17 protein-coding genes are annotated in these 19,417 nt (G+C 38.4%); 8 read left to right on the top strand and 9 right to left on the bottom strand.

The features are described 5' to 3' along the window. Window positions 1-18: 18 nt before the first annotated feature. Window positions 19-2,649 carry an AAA family ATPase gene (locus IPM92_12475; protein MBK9109148.1) on the bottom strand — a complete coding sequence of 877 codons (2,631 nt, stop codon included), beginning with the start codon at window positions 2,647-2,649 and terminating at the stop codon, window positions 19-21. A gap of 137 nt (window positions 2,650-2,786) precedes the next feature. On the opposite strand from IPM92_12475, the gene IPM92_12470 reads away from it, so the two are divergent. The 5 genes from IPM92_12470 to maf are packed head-to-tail and all read left to right on the top strand — an operon-like array spanning window position 2,787 to window position 5,398. Further along, complete coding sequence (locus IPM92_12470; GenBank protein ID MBK9109147.1) at window positions 2,787-3,128, top strand: 2Fe-2S iron-sulfur cluster binding domain-containing protein; 342 nt, start codon at window positions 2,787-2,789, stop codon at window positions 3,126-3,128. A gap of 13 nt (window positions 3,129-3,141) precedes the next feature. Then, a complete protein-coding gene (gene iscX, locus IPM92_12465; GenBank protein ID MBK9109146.1) occupies window positions 3,142-3,390 on the top strand; it encodes a Fe-S cluster assembly protein IscX in 249 nt (82 codons plus the stop codon). Between the two features lie 9 nt (window positions 3,391-3,399). Continuing rightward, entirely contained in the window at window positions 3,400-3,897 is a 498-nt protein-coding gene (locus IPM92_12460) for an HAD-IIIA family hydrolase (GenBank protein ID MBK9109145.1), read from the top strand. Then, window positions 3,888-4,799, top strand: coding sequence for a UbiA family prenyltransferase (locus IPM92_12455; GenBank protein ID MBK9109144.1), 912 nt, complete (start codon window positions 3,888-3,890; stop codon window positions 4,797-4,799). The genes IPM92_12460 and IPM92_12455 overlap by 10 nt, the downstream gene beginning before the upstream one ends. Next, a complete protein-coding gene (gene maf, locus IPM92_12450) occupies window positions 4,796-5,398 on the top strand; it encodes a septum formation protein Maf (protein ID MBK9109143.1) in 603 nt (200 codons plus the stop codon). Before IPM92_12455 ends, maf begins: the two co-directional genes overlap by 4 nt. On the opposite strand, the gene prmA is transcribed toward maf, so the two are convergent. From prmA to IPM92_12430, 4 genes are all read right to left on the bottom strand, one after another. After that, window positions 5,382-6,197: a 50S ribosomal protein L11 methyltransferase gene (gene prmA / locus IPM92_12445; GenBank protein MBK9109142.1), complete on the bottom strand. Its 816-nt coding sequence runs from the start codon at window positions 6,195-6,197 to the stop codon at window positions 5,382-5,384. The two genes, maf and prmA, sit on opposite strands and share 17 nt — an antisense overlap. A gap of 8 nt (window positions 6,198-6,205) precedes the next feature. Then, entirely contained in the window at window positions 6,206-7,081 is an 876-nt protein-coding gene (locus IPM92_12440) for a bifunctional 5,10-methylenetetrahydrofolate dehydrogenase/5,10-methenyltetrahydrofolate cyclohydrolase (protein ID MBK9109141.1), read from the bottom strand. A 254-nt stretch (window positions 7,082-7,335) separates the two neighbouring features. Continuing rightward, the gene (locus IPM92_12435) at window positions 7,336-8,790 is read right to left on the bottom strand and encodes a GWxTD domain-containing protein (protein MBK9109140.1); all 1,455 of its coding nucleotides are present in this window, start codon (window positions 8,788-8,790) and stop codon (window positions 7,336-7,338) included. After that, window positions 8,787-9,140, bottom strand: coding sequence for a hypothetical protein (locus IPM92_12430; GenBank protein ID MBK9109139.1), 354 nt, complete (start codon window positions 9,138-9,140; stop codon window positions 8,787-8,789). The genes IPM92_12435 and IPM92_12430 overlap by 4 nt, the downstream gene beginning before the upstream one ends. 85 nt (window positions 9,141-9,225) lie before the next feature. On the opposite strand from IPM92_12430, the gene IPM92_12425 reads away from it, so the two are divergent. Beyond that, window positions 9,226-9,894 (top strand): SDR family NAD(P)-dependent oxidoreductase, encoded by a 669-nt coding sequence (locus IPM92_12425; GenBank protein ID MBK9109138.1) that lies wholly within the window; start codon window positions 9,226-9,228, stop codon window positions 9,892-9,894. A gap of 183 nt (window positions 9,895-10,077) precedes the next feature. Next, the gene (locus tag IPM92_12420; protein ID MBK9109137.1) at window positions 10,078-11,712 is read left to right on the top strand and encodes a M1 family metallopeptidase; all 1,635 of its coding nucleotides are present in this window, start codon (window positions 10,078-10,080) and stop codon (window positions 11,710-11,712) included. A gap of 765 nt (window positions 11,713-12,477) precedes the next feature. Here the strand turns inward: IPM92_12420 and rplS are convergent. After that, window positions 12,478-12,861 (bottom strand): 50S ribosomal protein L19, encoded by a 384-nt coding sequence (gene rplS / locus IPM92_12415; GenBank protein ID MBK9109136.1) that lies wholly within the window; start codon window positions 12,859-12,861, stop codon window positions 12,478-12,480. A gap of 82 nt (window positions 12,862-12,943) precedes the next feature. After that, window positions 12,944-15,217 (bottom strand): gliding motility-associated C-terminal domain-containing protein, encoded by a 2,274-nt coding sequence (locus tag IPM92_12410; protein MBK9109135.1) that lies wholly within the window; start codon window positions 15,215-15,217, stop codon window positions 12,944-12,946. Window positions 15,218-15,320: 103 nt separating this feature from the next. Here IPM92_12410 and IPM92_12405 point away from each other — a divergent pair, with 103 nt between their 5' ends. Beyond that, a complete protein-coding gene (locus tag IPM92_12405; protein MBK9109134.1) occupies window positions 15,321-15,896 on the top strand; it encodes a threonylcarbamoyl-AMP synthase in 576 nt (191 codons plus the stop codon). Window positions 15,897-16,356: 460 nt separating this feature from the next. Here the strand turns inward: IPM92_12405 and IPM92_12400 are convergent, their stop codons facing one another. Beyond that, window positions 16,357-17,913 carry a hypothetical protein gene (locus tag IPM92_12400; GenBank protein ID MBK9109133.1) on the bottom strand — a complete coding sequence of 519 codons (1,557 nt, stop codon included), beginning with the start codon at window positions 17,911-17,913 and terminating at the stop codon, window positions 16,357-16,359. After that, a complete protein-coding gene (locus IPM92_12395) occupies window positions 17,913-19,382 on the bottom strand; it encodes a glyceraldehyde-3-phosphate dehydrogenase (GenBank protein MBK9109132.1) in 1,470 nt (489 codons plus the stop codon). Before IPM92_12395 ends, IPM92_12400 begins: the two co-directional genes overlap by 1 nt. Window positions 19,383-19,417 lie beyond the last annotated feature (35 nt).

Below are 19,417 nucleotides of genomic sequence, written 5' to 3'. Positions count from 1 at the left end.
AGCAAACATGGCATGACTTTATTTCATAAAACCTAAACGAGGTCTGTTAAAGACATCTCTGCGATCCTTACCGGGAACGAAAGATTGCACGTCTTCCAACTCTATGATATTTTGGCTGACCAATTGAAGTTCCGCTTCGTCCAAATTTGATAATCGAATATTCTGGTAACGAATAATTTCTTCGCAAATGGATCTGACCAATCTTGCATTACCAAAAAATCTATCTTTTGAATGGAATAAATAGGCGAGATAGGATTTCAAATGGGTTTCTGCAGCATCTGAAATTCGGAGATCTGCATCATTAAACATTTTTAAAGCGATTAAAAAAAGCTCTTCTTCTGAATAATCTTCAAATTTTAAAATTTTATCGAATCGACTACTCAAGCCTGGGTTTGACTTTAGAAAAGCTTCCATGGGTTCCGTATATCCGGCTACAAAAACAAAAAATTGACCGCGCTGATCTTCCATTCGTTTCAAAAGCGTTTGAATGACTTCACTTCCATAATCAGCATGAGTCTGACCAGTACTTGTCAAAGCATAAGCTTCATCAATAAATAAAACGCCACCCATCGCTTCCTCGATCTTTTCAGAAGTCTTGATGGCTGATTGGCCAAGATAACCTGCAACAAGCCCCTGGCGGTCTGTTTCAAGCATGTGACCTCTTTCGAGAATACCTAAAGCTTTATAAATTTTAGCAATAATTCTTGCCACTGTACTTTTTCCGGTACCTGGATTTCCAAGAAACACGGTGTGTAAATAATGTTGATTTAAAACTTCCTTTCCGGATTTTCTGGCGAACTGAACAATTTTTACCAATTCCCTAATTTCTTTTTTAACATTTTCTATACCGATCAGTCTATTGAGTTCGGACATGGCGAGGTCTAATAATTCCTGATCAATGGGAATGAGTGGCTTCGAACGCAATCGTTCCAAATGTATTTTTCGCACATCCTCTATGGTGATTAAGCTTAAAGAATCAACATCTGCATCACCGGGTGCTTCACCATTCATGATTCGTATTCCCAGATTTATTTTCGCTTTATCGACCAAATCGAATACGAATCTTGCATTCCCAAAAGTATGATCTCTGTTTCGAAAAGCGTCTAATATCAAATGATGCAAATCTTCTTTAGCATCTTCATTAAAACTCACTGCTTTTTTTAACATCGCGAATTCAGCAATTTCATAAAGTTCCTGAGGCAGATAATCCTGAAACTCAAAAAACAATTTGATGCGAGATTTCAAACCTGGATTTGAATCCAAAAAATATTTCATTTCTTTAGGATAACCCGCCATGATAACCGCAATGTCACCATCGCCATTCGACATTTCTTTTACTAAAATTTCGATCACTTCGCGACCAAAATCTTTGCTGTCGTCATTCGTGCGGGCCAATGCATATGCTTCATCAATAAACAAGACCCCACCCCGGGCTTTTTCGATAACTTCTTTGACTTTTGGAGCTGTTTGTCCAATATATTCTCCTACCAATTCCGCGCGATCCGCTTCATAAACATGTCCTTTGCTCAAAACGCCCATTTTCTTGTATAGTCTGCCCATCATTTTTGCAATGGTCGTTTTACCTGTACCGGGATTGCCATAAAATATAGAATGTAGGGCCAATTTTTCCAATTCATGGATTCCCTTTTCCTCTCTTAATTGTAAAAACTTAACATATTGGGTATGCTCTTTGACTTGTTTTTTGATTTCCTGCAAACCAATCAATTGGTTCAACTCATCTAATACCTCTTCAAGACTTTCCTCATAGACTTCGTGTCCTGGCAAAAGAATGGGATCAGATTTATAGGGTAAAGTTATTGGAGGAATCCCTTCTTCAAATCCGAAGCCAATTTCAAATGGCATTACCGCCAGCAAATGATCCAGAAATACGACTTCTACCGTGTACAATCCCTCCCACCAAGATCCTTTCACATTTGAACCCCATCCAGCCGTTATAAAAATATTTTCATCTTCTTTTCGCACGGGCACAAGGCGGATCACCTGTCCTTTCAGTTCTCTTGATTCATTGAGGAACTTGATAAACAATTCGCATTGCCAATTTGCTTGATTGCAATTATTTTTTAAAATGAGTTCTGCATATACATATCGCGTTTCTTCTCCTTCAAAAATCTTCAAAAATCGCCTTTGTTCAACTGGAATGTCTTCGAAGGGGCCTTCGTATAATCGCAAAGATTGAAGCTCAACATATGGATTTCCTGTATCAGCCTGGCTAGCTCCCGGGTCCTCCACATAAAAATACCTGCTTCCAACTTTTTCGCCATCCATATAAGCCTCCCAACAGTAGGTGCCTTTTTTCCAAAACGAGCCTTCTTTTTTATTGCCCCAACCTTCACGAATATGAACCGTGTGATCGAATTTTGAAATTTTTCTTCTAAAGTTCAAATTGCAAACTTCTTTTTTAGTTTTGATCAAGCTAAAACAGCGCAATTCTATTTCCGTCTCCCATGATTCCCGATCAAACCACTTATTAATAAACGAAAGTTCGACGTAGATATAAGATGTTGCAAATCGATCGAACACCTGCCTGTATTTTTTCTTATTATCAGCCAACCACTCGGTGGAGGCATAAACTCTGATTTCCCTAAACTTATATTTTTTATTGTCCCCTATTTTGATGATTTCTTCCATAAGTATTGATCGAATTCAAAATTAAATATATAACATAAAATAGAAAGCCATTGACAAATTCGGCATTTTTAAAGGAATTCAACAAATTTTGCCATAAACCTTTTGACCCATGAGTTGTTTTAGTGGCACCATTCCCTATGGCTATCATAAGATTCAAATTTGAAGACAACAGCATACCTGAAAAGACGGTAAACTCAGATGGGTTAGATAAATCCATATTGGAGATTACCGAAGAACAGGACATACACCTCAATCACAATTGCGGCGGCGTGTGTGCTTGTTCGACCTGCCATATTTATGTCAATGAAGGAGCTAAATTTCTGGAAGAAATCAGCGACAAAGAGGAAGATTTTATTGATCGTGCGATCAATCCGAGGCTTGAATCCAGATTAGCATGTCAATGCATCATTTTGGATGAATCGGCAGAGATTGTTGTCGAAATACCTGATCAAAGAAGGATTATTGGCCACGAACACTAAATTTTAAATGAATATGGCTTTCGATGCTATTGAAAACTTACCCATTGATTGGGCGGATCACGAGGACATTGCAATCTGTCTATATGAAAGATTTGGCCCTGCTTTTGATGAATCCAAAATTTACCGCATTCGTTTTACGGAATTGATTGAATGGGTCTTGGAAATTCCAAATTTTACCGGCCGCAGAGAAGATTGCAATGAGGCCCATTTGGAGCAAATTCAAGCAAAATGGGTTTATGAATTTCGCGATAATAAATCCTAATTACTCATCATGAATGTATATGATCGTTTCTTTTCTATAAAAGGAATTGTTCTCGATATTGACGGCGTTTGTACTGACAATTCCATTCTGGTCACAGACCAATCCGAATTTTTCAGAATGATGAATGTAAGAGACGGATATGCTATCAAAAAAGCGCTTCTGGAAGGTTTTAAAATAGGAATTATTTCAGGAGGTAAATCTGAAGGCTCCAGGCGAAGATTCGAATTATTGGGCGTTACGGATATTTATCTTGGCATTGAAAATAAACTTGAAGTATTTCTGGGTCTCCTTGAGCAATGGCAATTATCCGCTGACCAAATTGCTTACATGGGCGATGATATTCCTGATCTTGAAGTCATGCAAGAAGTTGGATTAGCAAGTTGCCCATCAGACGCAGTTCCGGAAATTCTAAAGATTGCAAAATATGTTTCACCAATAGCAGGCGGTCAAGGTTGTGTTAGAGATCTCCTCGAAAAAATTTTACAAGCTCAAGAAAAATGGCTTTAAAAGCCTGGATCTCGCTGATCAGATTTCCGAATCTACTCCTCATTTTTGCCTGTCAGCAATGGGTTTACCATTTTCATTTAAAAGCACATCTACCGCCCGAACCTGAAACCCTTTCAAATTTGGATTTTTTTTATTTAAGTATCAATACACTTCTCATTGCTGCGGGTGGCTTTATCATCAACAATATATTTGATTCAAAACTTGACGCAGCGATCCCTCTGAAAAATCCCATCCCAAATTATATAAAGCTGAGAGATGCCTGGATTCTTTATTTTTTAACAGTGGCCTTGGGAATTATGCTTACGGTTTGGCTTGCAGACAAAACGAATCGGTGGGAGGCTATTTTTTTGAATCCTTTATCCGCATTATTATTATTTCTGTATTCATGGAAGTTAAAATGTTCGCCTATTGTTGGAAATATTGCTGTATCTGCATTTACTTGTGGAGTCATTTTGATAATTCCTTTTGCTTTTTGGCCTTCCTTAAAAATTTTGCGGGCCCTGGATTTTTATTTGTGGCTTAGTTTGATCTACCCAATTCTCATGTTGGCATTATTTGCATTTTTGGTTAATTTCATCAGAGAGATTTTCAAAGACATGGAAGACATGGAATCAGATGCAACACAAAACTGTAATTCAACTGCTGTTTATTACGGCAAACCAAATGCACTAAAAATTGCCCAATTTTTCTGGATCATTCTTATTCTCATTTTAAGTTTTCATATTTACCAATTTTACAGCAAACAACATTTGATTTACTTATTTTTATTCATTGTTTTGCCCGTCATTGTTCTAAGTATATTTATTTTTAAACCGCTACTCAAAAGACGTATTACTTTAGTGAGTTTAGGATTAAAGTGTTTTATGTTAAGCGGATTAATTTATTGGACCCTGTTTAAATGAATCAAAAAATCAACCACCGAAAAATCATTCTGGCTTCATCTTCACCGAGAAGAAAACAGTTACTTGAAGAAGCAGGTTTCTGGTTTGAAACTATCCATCTTGAATTTGATGAAAGTATTCCGGAAGGAATGCCTGCATTTAAAGTTGCCCAACACATTGCCATCGAAAAAAATTTAAGGGCGCTGCCTTTTTTGAAAAAGGATGAGATCGCGCTTACTGCGGATTCAATAGTTATACTCGGGCATAAGATTTTTGGCAAACCCCAAGACAGAACAGAAGCCTATCATATGTTAGCCAGCCTTTCCGGCAAAAAGCACAGAGTAGACACAGGAGTTTGTCTTAGCGATTCGACAAAACAAATTTCATTTACAGGAAGTTCTGAGGTATACTTCAGAGCTATGAATCATGAAGAAATCAGCTGGTATATTGATACTTATCTTCCATTTGATAAAGCGGGTTCTTACGCAGTTCAAGAATGGATTGGTTTATGCAAGATCTCTGAAATTTCCGGCAGTTATGCAAACATCATGGGATTGCCAACAGATCTCGTTTACGAAGGACTTAAAAATTTTGAAGGAGCACTTATGTTTCCCCAATAATACAAAGCCAATCAGACTTTTGATGGATGGAATGCAATTTCAATCCATTCTGTTGTAAATTTTTCTCCATATCCTCTCTATCCGATTCCAAAAATCCTGATAAAGCAATCATACCCCCGGATTTCATTGACTTCGCCAGATTAGCTAAGCTTTCTATTAATACATTTCTGGTTATATTGGCCAGTATGATATGGAACGATTCATCAGGAATACTATTGGCGTCCCCTAAAATCGTCAGCTGAGGTTTTAATTTGTTGATCAATAAATTTTCCTGTACGTTTTCGATGGCTAAAGGATCATTGTCTATAAACACAACATTTTGCGCATCTTTTAACAAAGCATAAATGCCCAGGATTCCGGTTCCGCAACCAAAATCCAAAATTTGCATCCCTTTAAAATCCTTTGTGGTCATCCATTCCAGGATCATAGATGTGGTTTCATGATGTCCGGTGCCAAAGGCCATTTTAGGTGCGATGATGAGTTCATGTTTTACACCCGGATCTGTTGGATGAAAAGGAGCCCGCACCAACAATTGATCCTTGATGCAAATGGAATGAAATTGAGATTCCCACAGTGCATTCCAATCTCTAACCTGGTGAAGTTGCCGGGTGAATGCAATATCGTGTTTATTGCAATAATTCTCTATGGCATTTTGAATTTCCAAACGCTGAAGATCCACAAAAGCTTCTATGCTTTCATCCTGCTGTATGAAAGCCTCTACGCCCAATTCATATAACATGGCAATGTGCAAATCCTGCAACTCGGAATTTATGAATAAAGTAAAGGATACTTGTGGCATTTCTATTCTCAAACTTTCTTAGAAAAAGCTTTCCACGTATTTTCAACCAGTGCGGTTATCGTCATTGGGCCAACGCCTCCCGGCACTGGAGATATCGCTGCTGCTTTACGTGAAACGGCTTCAAAATCGACATCCCCCACCAGTCTATAACCTTTGGAGCTGGAAGCATCTTCCATTCGATTAATACCCACATCGATCACTACAACTCCATCCTTTACCATATCTGCTTTCAAAAATAATGGGATTCCCAAAGCTGCAATGATGATATCCGCTTGTCTGCAAAAGTAGGCCAAATGATCTGTCTTACTATGTGCAATCGTTACGGTGGCATTTCCCGGTTTTGATTTTTTAGACATCATTAAAGCAATTGGCGTCCCTACTATGTTACTTCGGCCTAAGACCAGACAATGTTTACCTTCTGTTTCAATCTGGTATCGATCGAGCATCATCATGATTCCCATTGGAGTGGCGGGCAAGAAAGAAGGCAAACCCAAGGCCATTTTTCCAAAATTGTAAGGATGAAAACCGTCAACATCTTTTGCGGGATCAATGGCCAGATTAACAGCATGTTCATCTATATGGCGCGGCAATGGAAGTTGAACGATATATCCATCAATATCCGGGTCCTCGTTTAAAGATTTAATGACATACAACAATTCTTCCTGACTGGTCGTCGCTGGTTTTTTGATAAGCGTCGATGCATAACCCACTTCATCGCAGGCTTTGATTTTATTGCGCACATATGCCTGACTTGCTGGATTATCACCCAACAAAACAGCAGCTAAATGTGGTGGACGAACATCATTTTGACAAAACAAACGTACCTTATCCTGAATCTCCTTACGGATTAAAGCAGATAATTTGTTACCGTCTAATACTATCATATATTTTTACTGTTGAATGAAAAATAAGAGGCAAAGATAGGACAATAGGCTTTCTTTGGACATAACGATCAGTCCGGATTTCAAAACAAATATATTTACTTGGCTGAGCGCTATGTTGATTTGTTGGTCCATTGCTTTTTTTTTGGTGGTCGGTTTCAGAAAAGCTCCTAATTTCCTTCAGAAAGTATTTTATTAGGCGTGCGAAGTTTGCTCATAAAAAATATAAATCTTCGGATCTCCAAAGTGACTAACTTTCAATTTTCAAAATACTCTCTGGCTCGGCGATTAATGTTTGATTGCATTTCAGCTGCATCAAAAAAATTATCCCCTTTGACTTCATTTGGAGCATTTTTGTACAATTCAATTTCCCATTTTCGATTGAATCGCTCGCCTATTGCCGTCGAATGTAAAAGTCGAAAATCACTTCCTGCCAGATCGGGATTGTAGAATAAAAATTTGACATTGGTTTGTCCGCCTTTTGCAACTTTATGATACTTCCATATTTCATAGGGGAATGCGCCGTTGTCTTTATCTTCTTTTATGATTTCATCCGGCTTACCATAACGCAAATACATGATCCCCCTGTCGGTTTCAAATCCATAACCAAATCCAGATTTAAATTCCTCATCCAAAAACCGGGCGAGTTTCAAATAATTTATAAATGCAAAACGAGCCGTATCCGCGCGTTCGGTAAAATAAGTAAACAAAAACATTCTTTTTTCTTCCTCTTTCTTCTCTTTGAGAAGTTGATTCAAAGTAGAAACATCTACTCCAGAGATCAATGGATGGACAGCCCGCACACCATAATCAACCAGCTCCATCTGAATCGTATCAAAAAATAATTTGTCATCTTTCCTGCTTGTAAACAAATAGTGGATTCTGTCCCAAAATGGATTTTCACGAATAAAATTACTTTGTCTGACATCTAGTACCGTTTTATCAGCATTCATCAACTCTACCTTCAAGACATAACTACCACTTGTTAGTTCACTGATATCCTGTTGAATAAAATGAGGTTCTATACTGACCGATTTCCTTTTTTTATACCATTCTCTAACCGTCACATATCGATTGAAGGAATCTTTCTTAATAATATTAAATTTCATAAAATAGGGCGCCTCCGGATCCTGATCTACATAACTTTCCACATAGGCATACAGTATGTGTTGATGAGCAAGGTAAGTCTGGTATGGCAAAGGCTCGCCGTAAATTCCATTTTTATACAATTGGTGGCTGCTGTCTGAAGATGATTTGGCATACTGTAAAAACTGAATATCCGACAAAGCCCAATGACTCTTTTTATCCAAAACCTCAATAGAATCGATCAAACCAAGTTCAATTGCAGGGTTATTGACATCTTTTAAATTTGTTTCCAGAGTATATTTGCCGGGCGGAATTTCCCATTTTTCTGAATGAAAAAATGGCAATGCTGATTTAGAGAGAGGTGTCTGTAGTTGAAGTTTGTTGGCTTTGATAATCTCGTCTGCTCTTTTTAAGATGAGCGTCAATTCGACAGACATACTCATCAAGCTATCTGCAGTGTAGCTTTTACTCCACTTTTTGTCACTGATGTAAATGCGCAAATCCAAATAAGGCGTGTGACCGGCGGCAAAAAAATTGGAACCCTGAACAAAGGCTTCCTGCGCAAATAAATTGCTGAAACTGAAGATTAGATAGCATGCGATTATCCAACTACATTTCCAATTCATTCTTTCTTCAACTTAAATACAAAGAGTGTTTTCTGAATTTCAACTTTTAGTTCGAGTTGATGATCTCCTTGCTTTTTTAAATGAAACGTATAATCCAATCCTTTTGTGAGTTGTAGATCATTTTTTTTAAGCACATAATGGGCCTGTTGTTCAACACCTAAAAAATTGGAAGTCATAATCGAACCATCGAAAAAGAAGAAAGCCCCTTCTAAAGTATTGGTTAACTTTTCATTTCGAAAGGCTTGCTGAACAATCCATTTCCCGGTAAGAAACTCAGGATCAATTTGGTTTTCATCCTTACAGGCTGCCAAAATTCCAATAAACCCGATGAAGTATAATAATCTTTTCATGTTATAAGAAGGCAAAAATAAGGTATTAAGGGCATTTTTGCGCTGTAATCTCTATTGCTTAGCTTTACAGATTCAAAATGGAGTTTTGAAAAAAGTATTGATCACAGGTATTAATTCAGGCATCGGTTACCATCTTGCATTGTTGTTGGCAGACCACGGATTCAGGGTGATAGGAACCTTGCGCGATTTCGACAAAGCACCAGCTGAAATTTCGCAACATCCCGGTATCCGCGTATTCGAAATGCATATCGATTCTGATGAGGACATTGAAAATGCATACAAGCCAATAAGGGAATTTATCGGACGAGACGGCTTGTTTGCATTGATTAATAATGCAGGTATGGTGGAGCCCGGCCCACTGGCATACATCCCCATAGATAAATTTAAATACGTTTTCCAAATCAATGTCTTTGGACCTTTAAAATTGATTCAATTGTGTTTGGATTCACTTCTAACTCATGGTAAAGGATCTAGGATCATCAATATGAGTTCTGTAAGCGGTTTATTTGCATCTCCTTTTCTGGGTGCATATGCCGGGTCTAAATTTGCGCTGGAAGGATTGAGTGACAGCCTTCGGCGCGAACTGAATTTATTGGGAATTCACGTCATAAAGTTGAATCCCGGGAGTTTAAAAACCGGCATTTGGAGAAAACAGCTGGATATGGCACAAAATACCAGACGAATCTATTTGAGCCTTACCTCAGGCATGCCAATGAAACTATTCTCAAAATGGAATCAGAATCCATCCCGGTAAAAGCCATTGATCAGGCCATATTGCACGCTCTGTTAGCAACTCATCCGAAAACAAGTTACCTGATCCATCAAAAGAAATTTCTTTTTCGGCTACTGACTAAATTATTGCCTGTTAACTTTGTCGATCGATTGATCTATCAAAAATTGAAACAATCCACTAAACACATACGGCCATTTTAAATTCATGATGAGAATCCACTTTTTAGCAATTTTTCTTGCCATCCAGCTTTTTGGCAATTTGTATTCACAGCAATCCTTCACCAGAAAAGACAGTTTGCGTGGAGCACTCCGACCGGAAAGAGCCTACAATGTCCTTTTCTATGATTTAGATATTAAATTCGATATATCCGCGCAATCAATTGAAGGAATCCTGGAAATGGAATATATACCGTCAGAAAACCTCAAAAAGCTTCAGCTGGATTTGTTTGAGAATATGGAAGTTGTAAAAGTCCTCAAAGGCGGTAGAGAACTAAAACATCATAGAGAATTTGATGCCCTATTTATTGAAACAGCAGATTCAAAAGGAAGTAAGGAAAAAATAAAGGTTTATTATAAGGGCAAACCCATCAAGGCTAAAAACGCTCCCTGGGATGGGGGTTTCGTTTGGAAAAAGGATGAAAATGGACAGCCTTGGGTTGGTGTAGCTTGTGAAGGCACCGGTGCGAGTTTGTGGTGGCCCAATAAAGATCATTTATCAGATGAACCCGATAAGGGTATGAAAATCCGATTAACAGTACCAGAAGAACTAATGGCTATATCTAATGGCAATTTAGAAACAGTAAGTCCATCTGAAAAAGGCTTTAAAACCTGGATCTGGAAAGTTTCTTATCCCATCAACAATTACAATGTCAGTTTTTATATTGGCGATTACATCCATATATCCGACAAATACCAATCTAAAGACAGCACTTGGCTGGATCTCGATTATTATGTACTCAAAGGAAATGAAAGTAAAGCCAAAGCACATTTTGAACAGGTTCATAAGATGCTGGAGAGCTATGAGCATTATTTTGAAAAGTATCCTTTCTGGAACGATGGTTTTGCTTTGGTCGAATCGCCCTATTTAGGAATGGAACATCAGAGTGCCATAGCATATGGAAACAAATTTCAAAGAGGATATCTGGGTGGCTTGATTCCTGAGGAATTTAATTTTGATTTTATCATCATCCATGAAAGCGGGCATGAATATTTTGGAAATGCAGTTTCCGTAAGTGACCATGCAGATATGTGGATCCATGAAGGATTTACTACTTATATGGAGGCTTTGTATTTAGAATATTTATATGATAAAAAAGCGGCCCTTCGCTATTTAGATCATCAACGAAAGCTCATTAAAAACAACAGTCCGATCGTGGGCCCAAAAGATGTCAATTATAGTGGATTTCCAGATAGCGATCAATATTATAAAGGCAGCTGGATGTTACAAACATTGCGTTTTGCTTTAAAAAATGACGCCCAATGGTTTAAATTGATCAAAGAATTTTACACAACTTACAAATTCAAAAACATTCAAACAGAAGACTTTATCAATTTTGTCAACAAATTCACCGGCAAAGACTTTCATCCGTTTTTTAATGTTTACTTATACAAATCTGAGATTCCAAGTGTGCAACTTAGAGTCGAATATTCCGGGACGAAAACGAGAATTTTTTATAAATTAAATTGTTCTGAATCAAAACTTGAAATGCCCATTGAGATCAACCTGGATGGTAAAATTATTCAACTTGATGCTAATACCAGTGAAAGGAATATTGAATTCAATAGAGTTTTTAAAAATGTGAAAGCCGTCAATCATCAGGCATTGGTGAATATTCCGTAAGACCCGCGGCTGAGAGGAAAGCTTTAAGCGAAAAGCAAAAAGCAAAAAGCGAAAAGCTCTTGATGCAATAAAAATAATCGCGTATTCTAATATTTCAATAATCCTCCCGACATCATTATCATCTTTTTATTGGATAAGATCTTCATGTCGGGACTCCATAATCTATAATCCTTCATGGTCCTAAGTGCCTTCGTGGCAATAAAAAGATGAATAGTATTACCGACTATTTATAAATATCGATTAAAATGAAGCTCTCGAAAAAGCGAGGCCACAAAGGCACGAAGACACGAAGTACCGCGAAGAGGAAAAACTTAGTGGTCCTTAGTGCCTGTGCGCCTTCGTGGCAATAAAAAGATGAATAGTATTACCGACTATTTATAAATATCGATTAAAATGAAGCTCTCGAAAAAGCGAGGCCACAAAGGCACGAAGACACGAAGTACCGCGAAGAGGAAAAACTTTGTGGTCCTTTGTGCCTTAGTGCCTTCGTGGCAATAAAAAGATGAATAGTATTACCGACTATTTATAAATATCGATTAAAATGAAGCTCTCGAAAAAGCGAGGCCACAAAGGCACGAAGACACGAAGTACCACGAAGAGGAAAAACTTTGTGGTCCTTTGTGCCTTTGCGTCTTAGTGGCAATAAGGATGATCAATAGAATAACGGAAAGCCAAATAGAAAAACATTAAGCTAATATGAAAGCTATATTAGATAAGCTCAAAGGCAAAGAATTTACCTTTTTGAAAATAGAATTGAAATATTAATTATTCTCCAGCTTCTGTAACCGGTTGTTCTTTGACACCGTAATTGCGCTCCTTGATACGGGCTTTCTTGCCTGATAAGCCACGGAGATAGAAGAGTTTTGCTCTCCGCACTTTACCCTTTTTGATCAATTTAATTTCAGATATGTTCGGAGAAGATATGGGGAAAATTCTTTCTACACCTATGCCGCTGGAAACTTTTCTTACCGTAAAGGTCTTGTTTTTTCCCTCTCCACGAATGTTGATCACGTCGCCTTTGAAATCCTGGATACGTTCTTTATTTCCTTCGATGATCTTATAGCTCACCACGATGGTATCGCCAGGTGAGAATTCCGGAATCCGGCTAATGTCCATCAATTGATCTTGTACGTATTTAATGAGTTCCATGGCTTGTGTGTTTAACGAACTTTAAAAAGAGTCGCAAAGGTAGTAAAATAACTTTGAAATCTGGAAAGCCATTTTGCTATCATTAACGAATTAATGTCGCAAAACCTTTACTTTCAAGGAGTTGTCCTCTTGGTGTTTTGTATCGAAGGGTGTAAACATATACTCCATTTGGCAAATTCTCGCCTCCATTGTCTTTCCTACCGTTCCAACCCTGCGTTGGATCGTTGGTTTTAAAAACCTTGGAACCCCATCGATCCCAGATCACCAATTCAAAGTCCGACATCCCGTAGGTATAACCAACTCCTATAAATTCCTCATTATTGGCATCTCCATTCGGAGTGAATGCATTCGGCATATGATATGTCACAATGGGCTCCACATCAATATATTGAATTAAGGTATCGCTACAACCATTGATATGATTTGCAACCAGCTGTACTTTCTGTATACCGGTGTCTCTGAAAGTATATTGAAAAAAGAGCTGACTGAATTTATCTGAATTGTTGATTTCCCAATTTCTGGAACTGGAAAAAGTAGATTGATCGGTGAGACTCACTTTAGGGTTAAATACGTTTATCTTGGAAGGATTGATATCAAACTTAGCTTCAGGAGATTGCCTAACTGTAATTAATTGATTATAAGTCCTTTCGGTATAACAACCTATAGGCGAAGTCACTTGAAGTTTAACAGAAAAAATACCTCCGGATTCATAACGATGGCAGGGTGCCAGCCCCTTGCCCGAAGTACCGTCTCCAAAGTCCCAAAGTATTTGATAACTTGTATCAATGGGCACTGAAAGGTTTCGAAGACAAATGGTCAATGGTGAACAACCCTCTGTTTGGTTGGGATCCACAATTAAAAGTGGTGGCACAGGATAATAAGGAATGGTTATGGTCGTGTCGGCCAGGCAACCATTGACATCCCTAACCTGCAGCATCACTGCTTTTCGGCCGGGGGTCGTAAACGTGAATACTGGATTTTGTGCAAATGCATTTCCGGAGCCTGCAAAATTCCAATTCCATGAAGTAAGCAGATTGCTGCCGGTATAAGAAAGGTCTGTAAACTGGATGGGGCCGGCAACACAAGTATCAAACTGAAATTGATAATTCGCCCTGATATCTGGAAATACATTCACTTTAATATTTAATGAATCCGCACATTGAGTTCCTTTATTGACAAACATTTTTCCAACATAAGTACCCAACTGCGGAAAGCTGAATCTTGCATTTCTTGAAGTACTCGATTGCTTGGAACCCTGAATATCAAAATCCCACTGATAGCTGGAGATGAATTGAACGTCAGTGCTTCGATTGATAAAATCTACATCCAGCTCACCGCAAGAATTGATCACAAATGTTTCTCCACTGTTGATGGTAGAGTCTGCCTGAATACTTGCGAATACTTTCGGTTCGCAGTAAGTTACATTAAACTGAAAATCACGTCTGGTTTCCGTAAGCAGGACTCCATTTCGATATTCTTTGATACAAACTCCAACCACAAACTGGCCTTGTACCTCAGGTTTACCACTAATGAAGCCGGTAATCGGATGAATCGTAACCAGGGGATTCCCACCCATAGGGTATATCGTTGAATATAAAGGTGGTTTAAACGTCACCGGCAAATAAGGCGGTAAACAGGAAGAAGGATCGGGCGTAACTCCAAAACAACTGTTTTTTCCACCTGCCGAACCGTCTTGACCGCCGGCAATAAGAGGTGCACAGAATTCATATGTAATGAGATCTCCTTCATTATCAATAGCTGAATGATCGTAATCGATAGGATTATTGACACAGATCACTACAGGAGGTAGGCCTTTAAATTTAGGACTGCTGTTACAAAGCCTTTGTGCTTCTGCAGTAATCTCAATAGTTAAAGCAGCACCAGCCAGGCCCGGATCCAGTATATTACTAATCGTTTCATTGCGACAACAACGCTGGTAGGAAATATAATATGATCCTGTAGATAGAAGTGCCAAATTTCCTGTTGTAAATTGATAACTGGCTTCTTCCACGCAGACCCCAGGAGGTACTATCAAACAAGGATTACTTGCATTGGGATCGATCCTGTTTATGGGCCCCTGATACCTTAAATTTGTAATATCTTTAACAAAGCGAAATCTACCGTCGATGAGCTTTTCATAAATGCCAAACTTGGCATCGGTGTCAAATAATGCGCCTTCTGGATTGCTGCAATCCCTGTATAATTTCATGGTGATCCTGAAATTGACCGTTTTTCTGGATGTATCCAATAAAATGCATTCATAATACATATCACCACCAACTATATGTTTGGCCTTGAGGGGCATCCAAACGCCACCAAGTCCGAGGACGCATAAACAAAATATAAATTTTTTCAACATCAGATATACAAAAGCAAACGAATGAAAACGTTATTTGGTTATGTAAATTTACAGGTTTATCTGAAAAAATTCCGATTCCATACATGAGCCCTAATAAAGAATGAATCCACGCTATTTTGAAGAAGCCATTGAAACCGCCCAATTGTTATCAACTGGAAAGATTATTCTTTATCCTACAGATACCATTTGGGGATTAGGTTGTTCCATACATTTTAAAAATTCAATTTCAAGAATTTATGAAATCAAAGGCCGGGATATACAAAAATCTCCAATCCTCCTGGTTTCTTCCCTGGAAATGCTCAACAGGTATATCCACAGAATTCATCCTCGCATTGATACTTTGTTGAGTTACCACCAAAGACCGCTCACGGTGATATTTCCCAAAACAAAAGATCTACCCGATGAAGTTCTTGCTTCAGACGGTTCCGTCGCCATTCGCATTTGCCAGGATCCATTTTGCAAAATCATGATAGAAGCTTTGAATGCTCCGATTCTTTCCACTTCTGCAAATTTATCAAACGAGCCCAGCCCGCGCATATTTACCGAAATCTCTGAAAGCATAAAGCAAAATGTGGATTACATCGTAAGGCATAGGCAAAATGAAATGACAGAAGGTGTGGCAAGTACCATCATTCGCTATGATAAGGATGGGGAAATTATTGTGTTGCGGGAATGATGAGGCTTGTTAGTCTGTGGACTTGTAGGCTTTTAGGCTTGTGGGCTTGTAGGAAAAAGTCTGCTTGACTATTTGACTGCTTGGAGGAATAGTCTGTAAGTCTGTAAGTCTGTAAGTCTGTTAGTCTGATGGTCTGTTAGTCTGTTAGTCTGTTAGTCTGTTAGTCTGTTAGTCTGTTAGTCTGTTAGACTGTTAGACTGTTAGACTGTTAGACGTAGTCTGTTAGACTGTTAGATACTGTTAGAAACAACGCGAACTAACGTATGTTAGTTCAATAAATTTCAACTATTTTTAATTTATTTTTTCGAACTTTACTTGTTAAAATAATTTGCTTTTTGCTTTCCCTCTTATAGATTATGGAGTATGGAGTATGGATTATGGATATTAAGAGCTAACGAACGTTTGTTAGTTACGCAAACTATCAACTATCAACTGTGAACTATCAACTGTATATTGCCACCTAAAAACTTCCCTTTATTGCGCGAATGGCAATCTGGATTATTTCATCCTTGCGGAGTCTGTCGCGTTGTTCGAGTTCTGAATTAAATAACCAGGCACATAAAGCATAGCGAAATTCCTGTTCAAATAATTCCGCTGCTATCCCCTTTCGCAAATTTTCGGGGCAAGCCTTGTATTCTTTTTGAATTTGTTCCTTGATTTCTTTGCTTTCGTAAATCCGATCGGGGTGATCCTGAGATATCCTGCTATAGAAAAGAATTTGTTCAAGTATCCTTTTGTCGATATATTCTACTAAATCCTTGTCCTTCAGAATTTGATTTTGATCCTCATAAAGAACATCGGGCAAGACGCCAGGAGCAAACAATGCACTTCCGGCTGATTCAGCAGGAGCTTGCGATTCTTCCGCTGCATCAGCATCTGAAACCGGTACTACCGAATTATTTTGAGTATGATAAGCTTGGATATTTTTTCCTGATAGGGTTGTAAACCGAGCAATGGCAAGCCTGATAGCAGATCCATCTGCCAAATTGAATTGTTCTAAAATCGTTGATTTGCCAAAACTTGTGTCCCCTATAATTTTAGCGCGGTTCAAATCCTTCAGAGCCATTGCAAAAAGTTCTGCCGCCGATGCTGTGTTACTATCCATCAAAACGGCAATGTTTTGCACTTTGAAAAATGCATTTCCCGTAGATTTATATTCTTTCTTTTTGACATGAAAGCCATTCGTATGGAACAACAATTTTTCTTTTTCGTAAATAAGTTGGTTTAAAATATAAGCAACTTCATTCACCAAACCACCACTGTTGCCTCTTACATCGATGATCAAATGTTTTCCTTTTTTCTCTGAAACAAATTCCTCCATGTATTCCATGAATTCCCTGTAGCTGCCTTTAATGAACTGATCTATTTTTAAATAAACAATATCCTGATCCATGAGATGTACCCATTTTACCGCAGGTTCTTCATAAGAATCCACTTTCCATATATGATTTTGTACTTTGTTTGTTTGCCGGTGATAAGCTTTTAGGTTTACAGAATCCAACTTTGAATCCAAAATTTGTTGGAGCAATGCATAAATTCTATCGCGGTTTTTACTGACAACAAGGCCATTCAATTCCAAAACCTCATCCCCATTGCGAATTCCTGATTGGTAAGCTTTACTATTCTTCAATGTATTAAAAAAAACCAGATTGCTGTCTATGAAATAAAGTTCAGTTCCGAATCCGGTTTGTTTGCCGGATAAAGCATTTTGATAAGTTTGAAATTCATCAGCCGGAATGTATTCAGAATAGGGATCCAATGCATTTACATAAGATTCCAAAGCAGATTGAATAAGTTTTTGTTGATTCAAGGAGTCTACATACTTTGATTGAATGTAAGAGATGACATCCTGAATTTTTTGAATATGGTTTTGTTCTAATTTTCGAATTTCGGTTTGTTGTTCAGGACTTGGTGGAAGCAATTTTACTTTAATTCCTGCCCAAAAACCTAACACCGCGACCACTCCTAAAAGCAGTGGTTGCCAAATGCGATAATTGGAATAGCGATCGCCTTCCATTAATAATAAGTGAACCTTCTAACTTTGGCCACATATTTTGCTAAACGAACGACCTGACATGCATATCCGAATTCATTATCGTACCAGGCATATATCGTAACCGTTTTACCGTCTGCCGACATAATAGTAGAAGGGGCATCAACCACACATGCACAGGTGGTCCCGACCGCATTGCTGGATACATATTCGTTAGATGTAGAATAATGCAATTGTTCGACAAGGTCGCCATGTAAACTGGCATCTCTCAATTTTGCAAGAATCTCATCTTTATCTGAGATTTTATCAAGACTTAAATTGAGGATCGCCAATGAAACGTCAGGTACCGGAACTCTCACAGCATTGCCGGTAAGTTTTCCCTTCAGATGCGGCAACACTTTCGCAACTGCACTTGCTGCACCGGTACTTGTGATCACCATATTGATAGGTGCTCCTCTACCTCTTCGCGGTTTGCGATGGAAATTGTCGAGTAAGTTTTGATCACTTGTATAAGCGTGTACAGTTTCTATATGACCTTTTTGCAAACCAAATGCCTCATCTATCACTTTAATGACCGGAACAATGGCATTTGTAGTACAGGAAGCTGCGCAAAAAATATTTTCGTTTGTGGTATCTGCAAGATCATGATTTACTCCTACAACTATATTCGGGATATCTTTTCCGGGCGCTGTAAGTATGATTTCAGAAATACCGGGGCGGAGATGAACGCTTAACTTTTCGCGAGTATCGAATAGACCTGTATTATCGATAAGCAATGCATCTTTGATCCCATAGTCTTCGTAGTTGATTTCAGATGGATGTCCTGCAAAAATGATCAGGATCCGGTTTCCGTTGATAATGGCTTCTTTTCCATCTTCGCTGACTTCAATTGCGCCAGGAAAATTGCCGTGTATGGAATCGGTTTCAAGCAAAGCCAGGCGCTTTAAGACTTCTTCATGTGGATCTTTCATACCGGCGCGTACGACGATTGCTTTCAAACGCAATTGCTCGCCACTACCTGTTTGCGAGATCAATCTCCTGGCAACCAATCTGCCGATCCTGCCAAAACCATACAGGACTACATCGCGAGCTTCGAATTTTCCATTGCTATTTTCAAATTCCTGACTCAATTTGGAAAAAATAAATTCTTCAAGGTTCGATGATCCGTCTTTTTTCATCTCCCATTCAGATGCCAACTTTCCAATATCAATTCGCGAGGGTTGCAAAGCATCCATTTTTGAAATGATCTTGGTAATCTCCAAACTCAAATTCAGATCAAGTGGTTTGTCGATATAGTTTTTAGCAAATAAATGATCGCTGATGATTTGACTTGGTCGCGCGTCGTAGAGGTCTTTTCGAAATAAGACCAATTCTATGGAACGGTCGAATCTAAGATCTCCCACCAACTTACCTAATTCGAGAGCATTTTTTTCTTTTTCCCTCCAATCCTTAAGTTCGAGATCTGCAGCTATGTTTTGGCTAACAATACTCATATCTAATTTTTGCAAATGTCTTAAAAACCCACCTG

Source organism: Saprospiraceae bacterium (assembly GCA_016719615.1).
GTDB lineage: Bacteria > Bacteroidota > Bacteroidia > Chitinophagales > Saprospiraceae > Vicinibacter.
The sequence above is the reverse complement of the archived record's forward strand: the minus strand, read 5'-3'. Positions and strand labels throughout refer to the sequence as shown.